At 71.1% G+C, this 16,523-nt stretch carries 15 protein-coding genes; 6 read left to right on the forward strand and 9 right to left on the reverse strand.

Translation table 11 applies throughout. From position 1 onward, the window contains the following. Positions 1–122: 122 nt before the first annotated feature. The 9 genes from ACIO9K_RS05620 to rpmH form a co-directional block, all read right to left on the reverse strand. Positions 123–740: a GNAT family N-acetyltransferase gene (locus tag ACIO9K_RS05620; RefSeq protein WP_350876727.1), complete on the reverse strand. Its 618-nt coding sequence runs from the start codon at positions 738–740 to the stop codon at positions 123–125. A gap of 124 nt (positions 741–864) precedes the next feature. Continuing rightward, the gene (locus ACIO9K_RS05625; protein WP_363579872.1) at positions 865–1,923 is read right to left on the reverse strand and encodes a ParB/RepB/Spo0J family partition protein; all 1,059 of its coding nucleotides are present in this window, start codon (positions 1,921–1,923) and stop codon (positions 865–867) included. Then, positions 1,920–2,870 carry a ParA family protein gene (locus ACIO9K_RS05630; RefSeq protein WP_350876943.1) on the reverse strand — a complete coding sequence of 317 codons (951 nt, stop codon included), beginning with the start codon at positions 2,868–2,870 and terminating at the stop codon, positions 1,920–1,922. Before ACIO9K_RS05630 ends, ACIO9K_RS05625 begins: the two co-directional genes overlap by 4 nt. Before the next feature lie 283 nt (positions 2,871–3,153). Next, positions 3,154–3,993, reverse strand: coding sequence for a 16S rRNA (guanine(527)-N(7))-methyltransferase RsmG (gene rsmG / locus ACIO9K_RS05635; RefSeq protein ID WP_363579873.1), 840 nt, complete (start codon positions 3,991–3,993; stop codon positions 3,154–3,156). Between the two features lie 178 nt (positions 3,994–4,171). Further along, positions 4,172–4,702: a R3H domain-containing nucleic acid-binding protein gene (locus tag ACIO9K_RS05640; RefSeq protein WP_363579874.1), complete on the reverse strand. Its 531-nt coding sequence runs from the start codon at positions 4,700–4,702 to the stop codon at positions 4,172–4,174. A gap of 82 nt (positions 4,703–4,784) precedes the next feature. After that, positions 4,785–5,948 (reverse strand): membrane protein insertase YidC, encoded by a 1,164-nt coding sequence (gene yidC / locus ACIO9K_RS05645; protein ID WP_363579875.1) that lies wholly within the window; start codon positions 5,946–5,948, stop codon positions 4,785–4,787. Then, on the reverse strand, positions 5,945–6,316 hold the full coding sequence (yidD, locus tag ACIO9K_RS05650) for a membrane protein insertion efficiency factor YidD (RefSeq protein WP_063348465.1): 372 nt from the start codon (positions 6,314–6,316) through the stop codon (positions 5,945–5,947). Before yidD ends, yidC begins: the two co-directional genes overlap by 4 nt. Further along, positions 6,313–6,741, reverse strand: a complete 429-nt coding sequence (gene rnpA / locus ACIO9K_RS05655) for a ribonuclease P protein component (protein WP_350876735.1) — start codon at positions 6,739–6,741, stop codon at positions 6,313–6,315. Before rnpA ends, yidD begins: the two co-directional genes overlap by 4 nt. An 18-nt stretch (positions 6,742–6,759) precedes the next feature. Next, positions 6,760–6,897, reverse strand: a complete 138-nt coding sequence (rpmH, locus tag ACIO9K_RS05660) for a 50S ribosomal protein L34 (RefSeq protein ID WP_030392420.1) — start codon at positions 6,895–6,897, stop codon at positions 6,760–6,762. Positions 6,898–7,368: 471 nt separating this feature from the next. Between rpmH and dnaA the strand changes: the two genes are divergently transcribed. The 6 genes from dnaA (at position 7,369) to gyrB (ending at position 16,522) form a co-directional block, all read left to right on the forward strand. Continuing rightward, on the forward strand, positions 7,369–9,264 hold the full coding sequence (dnaA, locus tag ACIO9K_RS05665) for a chromosomal replication initiator protein DnaA (protein WP_363619400.1): 1,896 nt from the start codon (positions 7,369–7,371) through the stop codon (positions 9,262–9,264). A 969-nt stretch (positions 9,265–10,233) separates the two neighbouring features. Beyond that, positions 10,234–11,364: a DNA polymerase III subunit beta gene (dnaN, locus tag ACIO9K_RS05670; protein ID WP_363579877.1), complete on the forward strand. Its 1,131-nt coding sequence runs from the start codon at positions 10,234–10,236 to the stop codon at positions 11,362–11,364. A gap of 182 nt (positions 11,365–11,546) precedes the next feature. Continuing rightward, positions 11,547–12,422 (forward strand): phosphogluconate dehydrogenase (NAD(+)-dependent, decarboxylating), encoded by an 876-nt coding sequence (gene gnd / locus ACIO9K_RS05675; protein ID WP_363368219.1) that lies wholly within the window; start codon positions 11,547–11,549, stop codon positions 12,420–12,422. A gap of 36 nt (positions 12,423–12,458) precedes the next feature. Continuing rightward, positions 12,459–13,592 (forward strand): DNA replication/repair protein RecF, encoded by a 1,134-nt coding sequence (gene recF, locus ACIO9K_RS05680; RefSeq protein WP_363619399.1) that lies wholly within the window; start codon positions 12,459–12,461, stop codon positions 13,590–13,592. Between the two features lie 106 nt (positions 13,593–13,698). After that, positions 13,699–14,238 (forward strand): DciA family protein, encoded by a 540-nt coding sequence (locus ACIO9K_RS05685; protein WP_363579880.1) that lies wholly within the window; start codon positions 13,699–13,701, stop codon positions 14,236–14,238. Between the two features lie 268 nt (positions 14,239–14,506). Further along, complete coding sequence (gene gyrB / locus ACIO9K_RS05690) at positions 14,507–16,522, forward strand: DNA topoisomerase (ATP-hydrolyzing) subunit B (RefSeq protein ID WP_363579881.1); 2,016 nt, start codon at positions 14,507–14,509, stop codon at positions 16,520–16,522. Position 16,523 lies beyond the last annotated feature (1 nt).

Raw genomic sequence — 16,523 nt, forward strand, 5'->3', positions numbered from 1 at the left:
CCCGGCCTTAGGCCCCCGGGCCGGCCCCTGTTGCCGCCTTAAAATTCGTCCCCCGGGGCGCCCCCCTCCGGGGGGGGGGCCCCCCCCCCGGGGCCCCCCCGCCGCCGTCGTTTCCACCCGCCTCAGAACGGCCGCAGCGCCGGCTCCTTGCGCGCCCCGCCGAGCAGCCGCTCCAGCGCCACCTCCACATCGCCCCGCCAGGACAGCGTGGTGCGCGCCTCCAGCCGCAGTCGCGGGTAACGGTGATGCGAGCGGACGGTCTTGAAGCCGACCGCGAGCAGGTGGTCGGCCGGCAGCACGCAGCTGACCGGCTCAGGACCGGCCGAGCCGAAGGCCTCGATCGCCCGCACCCCGCGCCCGAGCAGGTCCTTGGCCACGGTCTGCACCAGCACCCGGCCGAGCCCCTGCCGCTGGTAGCCCGGAACCACCCGGCTGACCATCAGCTGGACGGCGTCCGGCGAGACCGGACTGGTCGGGAAGGACTGCGACCGGGGGACGTAGGCGGGCGGCGCGTACAGCACGAAGCCGGCCGGCTGGTCGTCCACGTAGACGATCCGGCCGCAGGACCCCCACTCCAGCAGCACCGCGGAGATCCACCCCTCCTTCTCCAGCTCCGGCTTCCCGGACTCCACCGCCGCCTTCCCGCTGACCGGGTCCAGCTCCCAGAACACGCAGGAGCGGCAGGTCGTCGGCAGATCGGCGAGGTTGTCCAGGGTCAGCGGAGCGATCCGGCGTCCCATGCCCCGCACCTCCTCCTCCACTTCACGGTCGAGCATGCCCCCACAGACGCCGACGGGTGCATGTTTCACGTGAAACAGTGCTCACGCGGAACATGCACCCATCGGGTGTCGTCCCCGGCCCGGCTCAGCCCTGCGACAGCCGCAGACCGTCCTCGCCCGGGGCCAGGCTGTCCAGGATCCGGTTCAGGTCCTCCACCGAACCGAACTCCAGCACCACCTTGCCCTTGCCCAGCTTGCCGCCGCGCTGCGACACCTCGACCTTGACCCGGGTGTCGAAGCGGTCCGACAGCCGGCTCGCCAGATCGTTGAAGGCCGGGGAGATCAGCTTGCCCGCCTTCGGCGCCTGGCGCTTCGGCTTCCGGTCCTCCTCCTCGGCCATCAGCGCGACGATCTCCTCGGTGGTCCGCACCGAGAGGCCCTCCGCGACGATCCGCTTGGCCAGCAGCTCCCGCCGCTCGTCGTCCGGCACCCCGAGCAGCGCCCGGGCGTGGCCGGCGGTCAGCACTCCGGCGGCGACCCGGCTCTGCACGGTGGGCGAGAGCTTCAGCAGCCGCAGCGTGTTGGAGACGTGCGAACGCGAGCGGCCGATCCGGTCGGCCAGCTCGTCGTGGGTGCAGGAGAAGTCCCGCAACAACTGGTCGTAGGCGGCCGCCTCCTCCAACGGGTTCAGCTCGGCCCGGTGCAGGTTCTCCAGCAGGGCGTCCAGCAGCAGCTTGTCGTCCTCGGTGGCGCGGACGATCGCCGGGATCTGCTTCAGCCCGGCCTCCTTGGAGGCGCGCCAGCGGCGCTCGCCCATGATCAGCTCGAAGCGGTCGGGCGCGACCTGGCGCACCACGATCGGCTGGAGCAGACCGACCTCCTTGATCGAGACGACCAGCTCGGCCAGCTTGTCGTCGTCGAAGACCTCACGCGGCTGACGCGGGTTGGACGTGATCGCGTCCAGCGGCAGCTCCGCGAAGAAGGCACCGGCCGCCGGCGCCGGCTGCGCCTGCTCGGCCCGCTTCTCCGCGGCCGCCCGGGCCGCCACCGTGCCGCGGCCGGTCGGCAGCGTCGGTACCGAGGTGGGGGACGTCGCACCGGTCGCCCCCACCGGGGCCGGTGCGGGCGCGGCCCCGCCGTCCACCGGCACGGCGGGGCGGATCAGCGCCTCCAGCCCTCGTCCCAAACCCCTGCGACCGCTCACCGATGACCCTCCGTCGTACCGTGCTGTGCCACCGGGGCTCCGTGCCCCGTACCGCTGCCGTGCCGCTGCTGCCCCAGGAGCGGGCCGCCGCCCGTCCCCGCCGCGCGCAGCCCGAGCTCGCGGGCGGCCTCCAGGTAGGAGAGCGCCCCGGTCGAGCCCGGGTCGTAGGTGAGGACCGTCTGGCCGTAGCTGGGCGCCTCCGAGATGCGCACCGAGCGCGGGATCGCGGTGCTCAGCACCTCCTGCGGGAAGTGCGTCCGGACCTCCTCGGCGACCTGGGCGGCCAGCCTGGTCCGGGCGTCGTACATGGTGAGCAGGATGGTCGAGACGTGCAGCGCGGGGTTGAGGTGCGCGCGCACCAGTTCGACGTTGCGCAGCAGCTGGCCCAGGCCCTCCAGCGCGTAGTACTCGCACTGGATCGGGATCAGCACCTCCCGCCCGGCCACCAGGGCGTTGACCGTCAGCAGGCCCAGCGAGGGCGGACAGTCGATCAGGACGTAGTCCAGCGGCTGCTCGTAGGCGGCGATGGCGCGCTGGAGCCGGCTCTCCCGGGCCACCAGCGACACCAGCTCGATCTCGGCGCCGGCCAGGTCGATGGTCGCGGGGACGCAGAACAGCCCCTCGACGTCCACCACCGGCTGCACCACGTCGGCGAGCGGCTTGCCCTCGACCAGGACGTCGTAGACGGAGGGCACCTCGGCGTGGTGGTCGATGCCGAGGGCGGTGGAGGCGTTGCCCTGCGGGTCGAGGTCGACGACCAGGACGCGCAGTCCGTGCATGGCGAGCGAGGCGGCCAGGTTGACGGTGGTGGTGGTCTTGCCGACCCCGCCCTTCTGGTTGGCGACCACGATCACCCGGGTGGCGCCGGGGCGGGGAAGACCCTCACCCGCTCGGCCGATCGCCTGAACCGCAGCCTGGGCAGCCCTCGCGATGGGCGTGTCATCGATCTGGTCGATGGTCTCCGAGTCCTGCATGAGGGTCAGTGTTTCACGTGAAACCGGAGCGGCAACAGTCGCCGCCCGGCTGCGGCCGAGGATTCCCGAGAGCAAGGAGCGACGTTTCACGTGAAACACCATGCCCGCTATGTCGGAAATCTGACGTTGCGACACACCGGTGTCCTCCCGTCGACCGGCCGTCACCCCGACGGCCACCGGAACGCCGACGGGCGGGCGGCTCCCCCCTCAGGAGGAACCACCCGCCCGTCGTCGAGCCTGTCCGGCGTCACCCGCCTCAGCGGCTGCGGCGCCGCCCGCCCCGGCTGCGCTCGCCGGTCCGGGCGCCCGCGTTCCGTCCGGCCCGGGCCGCCTTCGCCCGCCGGGTCGCGGCCTTCACCCCGCCGGGGCTCTCCCCCGCCTTGACCTGGACCACCCGGGTCGAGGTCTCCAGGGTGCCCTCGCCGACCGAGATCACGCTCCACTCGACCGCACCCAGCTTGGTCAGCCCGGCCCGCGAGTCGGCCAGCTCCTGCTCGGCGCTGTCGCCCTTGAGCGCCAGCATCTGCCCGTGCGGACGGAGCAGCGGCATCCCCCAGCCGGCCAGCCGGTCCAGCGGCGCCACCGCCCGGGCGGTCACCACGTCCACCGCGAGCTTGCCGACCATCTCCTCGGCGCGGCCGCGCAGCACCGTGACGTTCTCCAGCCCCAGCTCCCGGACGACCTCCTCCAGGAAGGTGGTCCGCCGCAGCAGCGGCTCCAGCAGCGTCACCGAGACGTCCGGACGGGCCAGCGCCACCGGGATGCCCGGCAGGCCGGCGCCGGAGCCGACGTCGCACAGGGTGGAGCCGGCCGGCAGCAGCTCGGCGAGCACCGCGCAGTTGAGGACGTGCCGGTCCCAGAGCCGGGGCACCTCGCGCGGCCCGATCAGCCCGCGCCGCACGCCCGCGGTGGCCAGCAGCTCGGTGTAGCGGACCGCGGCGTCGAAACGATCACCGAAGACCTCCCGGGCGACGGCCGGGGCCTCGGCCAGCTCGGGCACCTCGGTCGCCTCGACCGCCTCGGCGGCCGGCCCCGCAGCGGCCGGATTCACGTCGTCCGCCCCCGGCCGGCCAGCGGCCGCGTTCTCCGTGTCCATCTCGACCTCTCCGATCCCCGGATCCACCGACCCGCTCTCCGCACAGTTTCACGTGAAACATCTCGCGCCGGGCCCACGCCCCGCGAAGGGACGACGACCCCGCCCGCACGAGGCGGACGGGGTCGCGTCCGGTGAAGCCCACCGGCCGCCTCGGCGGCCGGTCGTCGTACCGCCGGCCTCAGACCGGCAGCACGACCACGCACCGCTCGGGCTCCTCGCCCTCCGACTCGCTGCGCAGACCGGCGGCCGCGACCGCGTCGTGGACGACCTTGCGCTCGAAGGGCGTCATCGGCCGCAGCTTGACCTGCTCGCCGCTGCTCTTCGCCTGCTCGGCGGCCTCGGCACCGAGCGCGGCCAGCTCGGAGCGCTTGCGGGCCCGGAAGCCGGCAATGTCCAGCATGAGGCGGCTGCGTTCCCCGGTCTCCCGGTGGACAGCCAACCGGGTCAGCTCCTGCAGCGCCTCCAGCACCTCGCCGTCCTGGCCGACCAGGCGCTGCAGCGCGCGGTCGTTGCCCTCACCGACGATGGAGACCAGGGCGCGGTCGCCCTCGACGTCCATGTCGATGTCACCGTCGAGGTCGGCGATGTCGAGCAGACCCTCCAGGTAGTCCGCCGCGATGTCGCCCTCCTGCTCCAGTCGGGCGATGACGATCTCGTCGGTGCTGGCGGCGGCCTCGGCCTCGACGGCGGAGGTGGTGCCTTCCGTCACTGATGGACTCCTTCGGAGATGGGCCCAGATTGGTGGGCCGGGAACGAAGCTCTGCGCGCTGTCACAACGGGTCCAGGGCCGGTCAGGACTTCTTCTTCGGCCGCTGGCCGCCACGCTTGGGCTGCTGCCGAGCGGTGCCCGGCTTGGCCGCGCCGGGCTTGGCCGGGCCCTGCTGGGCGGCCGCCGGCTTGGCACCGGAGTCGGCCGGGACGGTGTCGGCGGGCTCCTCGGCCGGGGCCTCGGTGTCCTTGGTCAGGTCGGCGGTCTGCTGACCGGCACCGCTCTGCTGGCGCTGCGCCTTGGTCTGCTTGCGGGGCTGCTGGCGGCGTGCCTGCGCCGACTCCTCGACCACGGCGGCCGCCGCCGAGGCGGCGTCGAGGGTCGACTTGGACGGGGGCAGCAGGCCCCAGAGCGCGCCCTTGATCTCCGAACCGTCCGGGTTCAGCCGGCCGGCCTTCTTCAGGCGGACCTGCCGCTCGTCCCACGCCTTGCTGCCCGGGGTCGGGTTGTTGTGGATGACGATCAGCTGCTGGCCCATCGACCAGACGTTAGTGGTCAGCCAGTAGACCAGGACACCGACGGGGAAGTTGATGCCCATCACGGCGAACATCACCGGGAAGACGTACATCAGCATCTTCTGCTGCTGCATGAACGGCGTCTTGACCGTGAGGTCGACGTTCTTGGTCATCAGCTGGCGCTGGGTGATGAACTGCGACAGCGACATCATGATGATCATCACCGCGGTGACGATCTTGACGCTGGTCTCGTGGCTGCTGACGAAGGTCGCGGAGAGCGGGGCACCGAAGATGTGCGCCTTGCCGGCGCTCAGCAGCAGGTCGCCGTGGATGACGCCGATCGGCTCGCTCTTGGCGACCTTGGCGAGCACGCCGTAGAGGGCGGTGAAGAACGGCGCCTGCACGATGATGGGAAGGCAGCTGGAGAACGGGTTGGTACCCGCCTCCTTGTACAGCTTCATCATCTCTTCGGACTGGCGCTGCTTGTCGTTCTTGTAGCGCTCCTGGATGGCCTTCATCTTCGGCTGGATCGCCTGCATGGCCCGGGTCGCCTTGATCTGCTTCACGAAGAGCGGGATCAGGCAGATCCGGATGACGACCACCATCGAGGCGATGGCCAGACCCCAGGCCCAGCCACCGTCCGGGTCGAAGATGTTGCTGTACAGCGAGTGGAACTGGACGATGATCCAGGACACCGCTGTGTACAGGGGATTCAGGAAGGAGAAGGTCACCGGTCAGGCTCCTTGGACATGTGGATTGGCCCCTCGGGGCCAATGGTCGCCGGGCCCTCGGGGTCCGGACCGGCGGGGGTCGTGGTCACCGGCTGTCCGGTGGCGGACCGGCTGCTCAGCCAGTCTCGCAGCCGCCGGTGCCACACCGGATGCTTACGCGGCGGAACGTGATCGACCCCGCCGGGCGTCCACGGATTGCAGCGCAGGATGCGCCACACGGTCAGTCCGCCGCCCTTGACCGCCCCGTGCACCTTCACGGCCTCGTAGCCGTAGTGCGAGCAGGAGGGGTAGTAGCGGCAGACCGGACCGAGCAGTGGGCTGATGGTCCACTGGTAGACCCTGATCAGACCCATCAGCAGGAACTTCATCGTCCTGCTCCCGTCGGCGCCGTCGTGGCGGACTCCACCTTCAGCAACCGTTTCAGCGCCGCGTCCAGGTCACGTTCGAGGTCCTGGTACGAGGCGGTCGCGGCCTGGGGCAGCGCACGCACCACTATCAGGCTACCGGCGGGCAGCCTGGACAGACGATCACGAACGAGGTGCCGCAACCGGCGCTTGACCAGGTTGCGAACGACCGCCGGGCCGACGGCCTTGCTCACGACGAAACCCGCACGCGCCGAAGGAGTCCCCTCGGCGACGTGCGGGCGGGAGTCGCTGGTCCGGTCGGTCTGCCCCTTGGGGTCGCCTTCTCTGCTGAGATGGACGACCAGAAGGGGCCGGCCGGCCCGGCGACCGCGTTTCACCGCGGTCGCGAAGTCCTGGCGCCGCCGCAGCCGATTCTCGGAGGGCAGCACAACAGACTCTGTCGTGGATCAGGCGGACAGGCTGGTGCGGCCCTTGCCACGGCGGGCAGCCAGGATGGCGCGGCCGGCGCGGGTACGCATACGCAGCCGGAAGCCGTGGGTCTTCGCGCGACGACGGTTGTTCGGCTGGAAGGTGCGCTTGCTCACTCGGGGGCTCCTGAGGTGAATCGTAGGATGACGGGGGATCGCTTGGCCGTCACCGTGCGTCCGCGTGATCTCCCCTGATTCGGAAATCCGACCCATCGCCCCAGTTCGGCTGGGGTTCAGGGCAATCCACGGCGCCCGTGCTGCGCGCCTTATGGAGCGGGTGGACCCGCGGACATGCGGCAGCGGCCATCGACAACTCGACCTGGTTACGGTACGCGGGACGGGGCACGAGGGTCAAACCAGCTTTTTCGAGCGGCCCCCCGGAGGGCGCCCGGAGTCCCCTTCGCCCACAGCCTGTGGACAACGACTTGATCCGGCTCTGTTCGCTGACTACCGTTGCAGGACTTGTCTGGTTTGTTCTTCGAGTTCTTCCTCGTGGGGTCGGTCCGCCGGAGACGGACCCGCCGATCCACAGTCTCCTGATCCACCACCCCCTGCTGGAGCCGCGGGGAACCGAGAAAGCGTGCACCAGTGGCTGATGTCAACAGCGACCTCGTCCCGGTCTGGGCGAGAGTCGTCGAGCGGCTGGTCAGCGACCCGGACGTCGGGGAGATGGACAAGCAGTGGGTGCAGCGCACCCAGCCGATGTGGATGATGCACGACACCGCCCTGCTGGCGACCCCCAACGAGCGGGCCAAGCAGGTGCTGGAGGGCCGGCTGCTGCCGCAGCTCACCGAGGCCCTCAGCCGCGAGCTCAGCCGTCCGGTGCGGATCGCCGTGATGGTCGACGCCAACGCCGTCCCGACCACCCCCGCACCCGCCGCCCAGGCCCCGGCCGAGCCGTACCCCGGCCCGACCGGGGAGGATGCCGGCGGCTACGGCGGCCAGGACTACCAGCAGCCGTACGAGCAGGACTACGACCGGCCCCGCTACGACACCGGCGGCTACGAGCAGCGCCCCGCGCCGTACGGCGGCCCGGCGGCCGGCCCGGCCTGGCCCGGCTACCCCGAGCAGGGTGGCTACCCGGAGCAGGGCGGCGGCTACCCCGACCAGAACGGGTACCAGGAGCAGGGCGGCTACCCCGAGCAGGGCGGCGGCTACCAGGAGCAGCCCCCCGGCTACCGCGACGCCGACGAGCCATCCCGGCCGGCGCCGCGCCCGATGCCCGGCCCGCCCGCGACCACCCAGGGCGACCTGTTCGGCGGCGCCTACGGCCCCGGCCCGAACGAGCAGCCCCGCGCCGGCGCCGGCCGCCGCGCCCCCGGCTCACGCCCGGCCGGCGGCCGTCCCGCGGACAAGAACGCGCCGGAGCGCGCCACCGAACGCCCGGCCGTCCCCGGCGTGCCCGCCCCGCCCGGCGCCCCGCCGGCCGGCGGCTCCCGCAAGGACGAGCCGGCCGCCCGGCTGAACCCCAAGTACCTCTTCGACACCTTCGTCATCGGCGCCAGCAACCGCTTCGCGCACGCGGCGGCGGTGGCGGTCGCCGAGGCCCCGGCCAAGGCGTACAACCCGCTCTTCATCTACGGCGAGTCCGGGCTGGGCAAGACCCACCTGCTGCACGCCATCGGGCACTACTCGCGCAGCCTCTTCCCGGGCACCCGGGTGCGCTACGTGTCCTCGGAGGAGTTCACCAACGAGTTCATCAACTCGATCCGGGACGGCAAGGCGGACACCTTCCGCCGGCGCTACCGGGACATGGACATCCTGCTCGTGGACGACATCCAGTTCCTCGCGAGCAAGGAGTCCACGCAGGAGGAGTTCTTCCACACCTTCAACACCCTGCACAACGCGAACAAGCAGATCGTCCTCTCCTCGGACCGGCCGCCCAAGCTGCTGACCACGCTGGAGGACCGGCTGCGCAACCGCTTCGAGTGGGGCCTGATCACCGACGTCACCCCGCCGGAGCTGGAGACCCGGATCGCGATCCTGCGCAAGAAGGCGATCCAGGAGCAACTCAACGCCCCGGCCGACGTGTTGGAGTTCATCGCGTCCCGGATCACCCGCAACATCCGGGAGTTGGAGGGCGCCCTGATCCGGGTCACCGCCTTCGCCAACCTCAACCGGGCGCCGGTGGACCTGGAGTTGGCCGGGATCGTCCTCAAGGACCTGATCCCGGGCGGGGACGAGGACGCCGGGCCGGAGATCACCGCGCAGGTCATCATGCAGCAGACCGCCGCGTACTTCGGGCTGGGTGTGGACGACCTCTGCGGATCCTCGCGCAGCCGCGTCCTGGTGACGGCCCGTCAGATCGCCATGTACCTCTGCCGGGAGCTGACCGACCTCTCGCTGCCGAAGATCGGCGCGCAGTTCGGCGGCCGCGACCACACCACGGTGATGCACGCGGACCGCAAGATCCGCTCGCTGATGGCCGAGCGCCGGTCGATCTACAACCAGGTCACCGAGCTGACCAACCGCATCAAGAGCTAGCCGCAGGGCCGGTGGCGGGGCCGGGGCCGGGGCCGGGTCCGGCGCCGAGGTGGCCGGAAAGGGCGTCAGGAGCGATCCTGACGCCCTTTTCTCATGTCCGCAGGTGTGCCTCGGGCGCCGGCTGGGCAGAGATGCCGTCGACGGACGTTGCGCCAGTCCACAGCCCGCGCCGAACATCTGACCGGTGATTCGAAAACCGGGGCCGCGCAGGGCAGTTGTCCACAGGGCGGGCACCTTCCCCGTAGTCCACAGGCCGGGGCGTCCGAAGTTATCCAGAATTCGTCCACAGGCGTGTCGCCGCTACGCTCTTCCGCGCAGGTCAGGTGCCTGTGGACTTGTGCACAACCGTTATCCACAGGGTGTGGACAATTGACGGGCCGCCAATGGGCCATCCGGGTTGTCCACCGGTTGTCCCCAGGGGAGGGACGGTTATCCCCAGGTTGTCCACAGCATGATCCACAGTTCGACAAGCGTGGGGCGGCGTTCATGCCCTGGTGTGAAAGGCGTCACGTAAAGTTGACCGGCGCCCGTGGATAACCGGGCCCGGATCTGGGGACAGCCCTGGGGATAACCTGTGGATACCCAGCGTGCCCTGTGGGTAACGCTCCGCTGTCCACAGCACCGCGTGTTCGTCCACAGCCGCCGTCCACACCCGCTGTGGACAAAAAAGTGGGTCTGACCTGGGGAAACGGGGTTATCCACGGTTTCCACAGGCCCTACTACTACCACTACACATTTAGACCCATCGACTCGCTTGAAAGTGGGTGGGCCCCGAATCTGTGGACAACCGCGCCCCGACATCTGTTCGGCTTGCTTCCGCCCGTCTGCCCCGTCTGTCGGCGGAGTACGTCAGACTGTCCTCGGCGACTGGAAGCGGAGTGGCACAGCTCGGTGGACAGCCCGACCGACGATCAAGATCAGACGAACCAGAGTGCGAGCGGGAGCGCTCGATCCAGGAGGCGGTTACCGGTGAAGTTCCGGGTGGAGCGTGACGTCCTCGCGGAGGCGGTGGCCTGGGCTGCCCGCAGCCTCCCGGCACGGCCGCCGGTGCCGGTGCTGGCCGGCCTGCTGCTGACGGCACAGGACGGCAGCCTGGCACTGTCCGGCTTCGACTACGAGGTCTCGGCCCGGGTCGAGCTGGAGGCCGACATCGAGGAGGCCGGCACCGTCCTGGTCTCCGGTCGGCTGCTGAACGACATCTCGCGCAACCTGCCGAACCGGCCGGTGGAGATCTCCACCGACGGCCAGCGGGTCAGCGTGGTCTGCGGCAGTTCCCGATTCACCCTCCCCACCCTCCCGGTGGACGAGTACCCGGCGCTGCCCCAGATGCCGACCGCCACGGGCACCGTCTCGGGCGACGTGTTCGCCTCCGCGGTCAGCCAGGCCGCGGTGGCCGCCGGCCGCGACGACACCCTCCCGGTGCTCACCGGTGTCCGGGTCGAGATCGAGGGCGACCGGATCACCCTGGCCGCCACCGACCGCTACCGCTTCGCGGTCCGCGACCTGCTGTGGAAGCCCGAGCAGTCGGACATCTCGGCCGTCGCCCTGGTGCCCGCCAAGACGCTGCAGGACATCGCCAAGTCCCTGGGCAGCGGCGACAACGTCTCGATCGCGCTCTCCTCGGGCGGCGCGGGCGAGGGCCTGATCGGCTTCGAGGGCGCCGGCCGCCGGACGACCACGCGGCTGCTGGAGGGCGAGTTCCCCAAGTTCCGCAGCCTGTTCCCGACGGAGTTCAGCGCCGTCGCCGCGATCCAGACCCAGCCCTTCCTGGAGGCGCTCAAGCGCGTCTCGCTGGTCGCCGAGCGCAACACCCCGGTCCGGCTCAGCTTCGAGCAGGGCGTGCTGACCCTGGAGGCGGGCTCGGGCGACGACGCCCAGGCCACCGAGCGGATCGACGCCGACCTGGAGGGCGACGACATCTCGATCGCCTTCAACCCGGGCTACCTGGAGGAGGGCCTCAAGGCCATCGACTCCGCCTACGCCCAGCTGAGCTTCACCACGCCGACCAAGCCCGCGCTGCTCAGCGGCAAGGCCTCGGTGGACGCCGAGGAGGACAAGGCGTACCAGTACCTGATCATGCCGGTCCGCCTCTCCGGCTGACCTCGCGGCCGCTGCCCGCAGGCCGTCACCCACAGGCTGTGCACACCGGCTGTGCACAGCCTGTGGGCGTCCTCCCCCGGTCGGCCCGACCACAGGGAGCCGCCACCGCCGCAGCGCGTAGGCTCGGGGCGTGCGGCAACGGCGCCGCCGGCAGGCACGTCACCACAGGTAAGGACTTGGTCATGGAGCTCGGCCTCATCGGTCTCGGCAAGATGGGCGGCAACATGCGCGAGCGGATCCGCCGCGCCGGCCACACCGTCATCGGCTACGACCGCAACCCGGACATCTCCGACGTCGAGAGCCTCCAGGAGCTCGTCTCCAAGCTGCAGGGCCCGCGGGTGATCTGGGTGATGGTCCCGGCCGGCGCCGCCACCCAGGCGACCGTCGACGAACTCGCCGAGCTGCTCTCCCCCGGCGACGTGGTGGTCGACGGCGGCAACTCCCGCTGGACCGACGACATCAAGCACGCCGAGGCGCTGGCCGCCAAGGGCATCGGCTTCGTCGACTGCGGCGTCTCCGGCGGCGTCTGGGGCCTGGAGAACGGCTACGCCCTGATGTACGGCGGCGACGCCGAGCACGTGGCCCGCGTCCAGCCGGTGTTCGACTCGCTCAAGCCCGAGGGCGACTTCGGCTCGGTGCACGCGGGTGCCGTGGGCGCCGGCCACTTCGCCAAGATGGTCCACAACGGCATCGAGTACGCGATGATGCAGGCGTTCGCCGAGGGCTGGGAGCTGCTGGAGGCCGCCCCCGAGGTCACCGACGTGCGCGAGGTCTTCCGCAGCTGGCAGGAGGGCACCGTCATCCGCTCCTGGCTGCTGGACCTGGCCGTCCGCGCGCTGGACGACGACGAGCACCTGGCGAAGCTGCGCGGCTGGGCCGCCGACTCCGGTGAGGGCCGCTGGACCGTCGAGGCCGCGATCGACCACGCGGTGCCGCTGCCGGCGATCACCGCCTCGCTGTTCGCCCGCTTCGCCTCCCGCCAGGACGACTCGCCGCAGATGAAGATGATCGCCGCGCTGCGCAACCAGTTCGGCGGCCACGCGGTCGAGTCCAAGTAACCCGCACCCCCCAGAAGGCGAGCGCAGTCCACAGCCATGCACGTCGCGCATCTGTCGCTCGCCGACTTCCGGTCGTACGCCCGGGTCGAGGTTCCCCTCGACCCGGGCGTGACGGCCTTCGTCGGGCCCAACGGCCAGGGCAAGACCAACCTGGTCGAGGCGATCGGCTACGTCGCCACGCTGGGCAGCCACCGGGTCGCCACCGACGCCCCGCTGATCCGGCTGGGCGCCGAGCGGGCGGTGGTCCGCACCTCGGTGGTGGACCGCGGCCGCACCACCCTGGTCGAGCTGGAGCTGACCCCGGGCAAGGCCAACCGGGCCCGGATCAACCGCTCCGACAACGTCCGCCCGCGGGACGTGCTGGGCCTGCTGCGGACCGTCCTGTTCGCCCCCGAGGACCTCAGCCTGGTCAAGGGCGACCCGGGTGAGCGCCGCCGTTTCCTGGACGAGCTGCTGACCGCCCGGGCCCCCCGGCTGGCAGGGGTCCGGCAGGACTACGAGCGGGTCCTCAAACAGCGCAACGCCCTGCTGAAGACCGCCGCGATGGCCCGCCGGGCCGGTGGCGGCAAGGGCGCCGACCTCTCCACCCTGGAGGTCTGGGACGGCCATCTGGCAAGGGCCGGAGCCGAGTTGACGGCGTTCCGGATCCAGCTGGTGGCTTCCCTCCAGCCGTTGGTGGCGGCCGCGTACGGGCAGCTGGCCCCGGGCGGCGGCGACACCGTCCTGGAGTACCGCAGCTCCTTCGAGGGCGGGCTGCCGACCAGCCGCGAGCAGGCCGAGGAGCAGCTGCTGAACGCGCTGCAGGCGGTCCGCAAGCAGGAGGTGGACCGCGGCATCACCCTGGTCGGCCCGCACCGCGACGAGCTGGTGCTCAGCCTCGGCCCGCTGCCCGCCAAGGGCTACGCGAGCCACGGCGAGTCCTGGTCGTTCGCGCTGGCGCTGCGGCTGGCCTCGTACGAGCTGCTGCGCGCCGACGGCGGCGAGCCGGTGCTGATCCTGGACGACGTGTTCGCCGAGCTGGACGCGGCCCGCCGGGACCGGCTGGCCGAACTGGTGGCCGGCGGCGAGCAGGTGCTGGTCACCGCGGCGGTCGCCGAGGACGTGCCGAAGGCGCTGGCCGGCGCCCGGTTCGCGGTCGCCGACGGCGCCGTCCGCCGGATCGACGCCTGACTCCCCCCGCACCTTCGCAATCGCCGTCCGGGCACTCCCGTAGGCTGGACGGCTCACCGGCGCGCGTCCGCGACCGTTGTCCACAGGCTGGGGAAAGGAGATCGCCGTGAGCGAGCCGGCGGAGCACTCCCCCCGGCCGGGCGACCCGGCGCCGACCGGCGCCGACCTCGCCCGCTCCGCGCTGCGGGCGGCCCGGGCCCAGGCGCGGCAGCGCGGCGAGCAGGTCCGGGAGAAGCGCGAGGCGAAGCGGCACGGCCTGCGCAGCGGAGCCCGGTCGGACGGCCGCGACCCGGTCCCGCTGGGGGCGGCGCTGAACCGGCTGCTGACCGAACGGGGCTGGGAGTCCTCGGCCGCGGTCGGCGGGGTGATGGGCCGTTGGCCCCAGATCGTCGGCCCGGACATCGCCGCGCACTGCCACCCCTCCTCCTACGACGACACCGCCGCGGTGCTCACCGTGCAGTGCGACTCCACCGCGTGGGCCACCCAACTGCGTTGGCTGGCAAGACAGTTGGTAGCCCGTCTGAACCACGAGCTGGGCCACGGCACGGTCCGCACCATCAAGGTGCTCGGCCCGGCGGCGCCCGCCCGCGGCTACGGCCGGCTGCGCGCCCCGGGGAGCAAGGGGCCGGGCGACACCTGGGGCTGACCGGGTTGCCGGCCCGTCGCCGGGGGCGCGGAGCGGACCGCGATCTTCCGGAATCCCTGACAGCCCTTCCAGGCGCTCTGGGCCCCCGGGGCGAGTATCGGGACATGTCCAGAGGGGATTCAGGGCGGCATATCTGCCTTCAAGGGCTGCCAAACGCCCATCTCTGTCAGTCGTACCGGTAGACTGAGAGCCAAACACTGTTGCTAGTGGCAACCGAGTCGAAACGCCGTGGTCGCACGCCCGCCCACACGGGGCGGGAATGCGGCCCGTGCTGTGCCAGAGAGGGCGCTTCGTGGCCGATTCCGGCAACCCCAGCCAGATCCCAGACCAGACCGACCAGGCTTCCTACACCGGTAGCAACATCCAGGTGCTGGAAGGCCTCGACGCCGTCCGCAAGCGCCCCGGCATGTACATCGGCTCCACCGGCGAGCGCGGCCTGCACCACCTGGTGCAGGAAGTGGTGGACAACTCCGTCGACGAGGCGATGGCGGGGTACGCCGACACCATCGACGTCACGATCATGGCCGACGGCGCCATCCGCTGCGTCGACAACGGCCGCGGCATCCCGGTGGACATCGTCCCCGGCCAGGAGAAGCCGGCCGTCGAGGTCGTGCTCACCGTCCTGCACGCCGGCGGCAAGTTCGGCGGCGGCGGCTACGCCGTCTCCGGCGGTCTGCACGGTGTCGGCGTCTCGGTCGTGAACGCGCTGTCCACCCGCCTGTCGGTGGAGATCCACCGCGACGGCTCGCGCTTCACCCAGGACTACAAGGCCGGTGCGCCGACCGCTCCGCTGGCCACGCACGAGGGCTCCGAGCAGACCGGCACGACCGTCACCTTCTGGGCCGACCCGGAGATCTTCGAGACCACGGTCTACTCCTTCGAGACGCTGTCCCGGCGCTTCCAGGAGATGGCCTTCCTCAACAAGGGCCTCTCCATCTCGCTCACCGACGAGCGCCCCGAGCACGTGGACGAGGAGGGCAAGCCGCTCACCGTCACGTACAAGTACGACGGCGGCATCGCCGACTTCGTCGCCCACCTCAACTCCCGCAAGGGCGAGGTGATCCACCCCTCGGTGATCGACTTCGAGGCGGAGGACAAGGACAGGGCGATCTCGGTGGAGATCGCGATGCAGTGGAACTCCTCCTACACCGAGGGGGTCTACAGCTTCGCCAACACCATCCACACGCACGGCGGCGGTACCCACGAGGAGGGCTTCCGCGCGGCGCTGACCGGCCTGGTCAACCGCTACGCGCGGGACAAGAAGCTGCTCCGGGAGAAGGACGACAACCTCTCCGGCGAGGACATCCGCGAGGGTCTGACCGCGATCATCTCGGTCAAGCTCGGCGAGCCGCAGTTCGAGGGCCAGACCAAGGACAAGCTCGGCAACACCGAGGCGAAGACCTTCGTCCAGAAGGTCGTCCACGAGCACCTCAACGACTGGTTGGACCGCAACCCCAACGAGGCCTCGGACATCATCCGCAAGTCCATCCAGGCCGCCACCGCGCGCGTCGCCGCCCGCAAGGCCCGCGACCTCACCCGCCGCAAGGGCCTGCTGGAGTCCGCCTCGCTGCCGGGCAAGCTCTCCGACTGCCAGTCCAAGGACCCGGCCGAGTGCGAGATCTTCATCGTCGAGGGTGACTCCGCCGGCGGCTCGGCCAAGCAGGGCCGCGACCCGCGCACCCAGGCCATCCTGCCGATCCGCGGCAAGATCCTGAACGTCGAGAAGGCCCGGATCGACAAGGTGCTGCAGAACACCGAGGTCCAGGCGCTGATCTCGGCCTTCGGCTGCGGCATCCAGGAGGACTACGACGAGTCCAAGCTCCGCTATCACAAGATCGTCCTGATGGCGGACGCCGACGTCGACGGTCAGCACATCCGCACCCTGCTGCTCACCCTGCTGTTCCGCTTCATGCGGCCGCTGGTCGAGTCCGGGTACGTCTACCTCGCCATGCCGCCGCTGTACAAGATCAAGTGGGGCAAGGACGACTTCGAGTACGCCTACTCCGACCGCGAGCGCGACGCGCTGATCGCGGCCGGGGTCGAGGCCGGGCGCCGGCTCCCCAAGGACGACGCGATCCAGCGCTTCAAGGGTCTCGGCGAGATGAACGCCGAGGAGCTCCGGGTCACCACCATGGACGCCGAGCACCGGCTGCTCCTCCAGGTCACCCTGGAGGACGCCGCCCGCGCCGACGAGCTGTTCTCCGTGCTGATGGGCGAGGACGTCGAGGCACGCCGCTCCTTCATCCAGCGCAACGCCAAGGACGTCCGCTTCCTGGACGTGTGAC

The sequence above is a fragment of the Kitasatospora sp. NPDC087271 genome, assembly GCF_044744605.1.
Classification (GTDB): domain Bacteria; phylum Actinomycetota; class Actinomycetes; order Streptomycetales; family Streptomycetaceae; genus Kitasatospora.

Coding starts and splice junctions, on each gene's coding strand:
- ACIO9K_RS05620 (WP_350876727.1), bottom strand. CDS start 740: ATGGGACGCCGGATCGCTCCGCTGACCCTGGACAACCTCGCCGATCTG.
- rsmG (WP_363579873.1), bottom strand. CDS start 3,993: ATGGACACGGAGAACGCGGCCGCTGGCCGGCCGGGGGCGGACGACGTG.
- recF (WP_363619399.1), top strand. CDS start 12,459: ATGCACGTCGCGCATCTGTCGCTCGCCGACTTCCGGTCGTACGCCCGG.
- yidD (WP_063348465.1), bottom strand. CDS start 6,316: ATGAAGTTCCTGCTGATGGGTCTGATCAGGGTCTACCAGTGGACCATC.
- gnd (WP_363368219.1), top strand. CDS start 11,547: ATGGAGCTCGGCCTCATCGGTCTCGGCAAGATGGGCGGCAACATGCGC.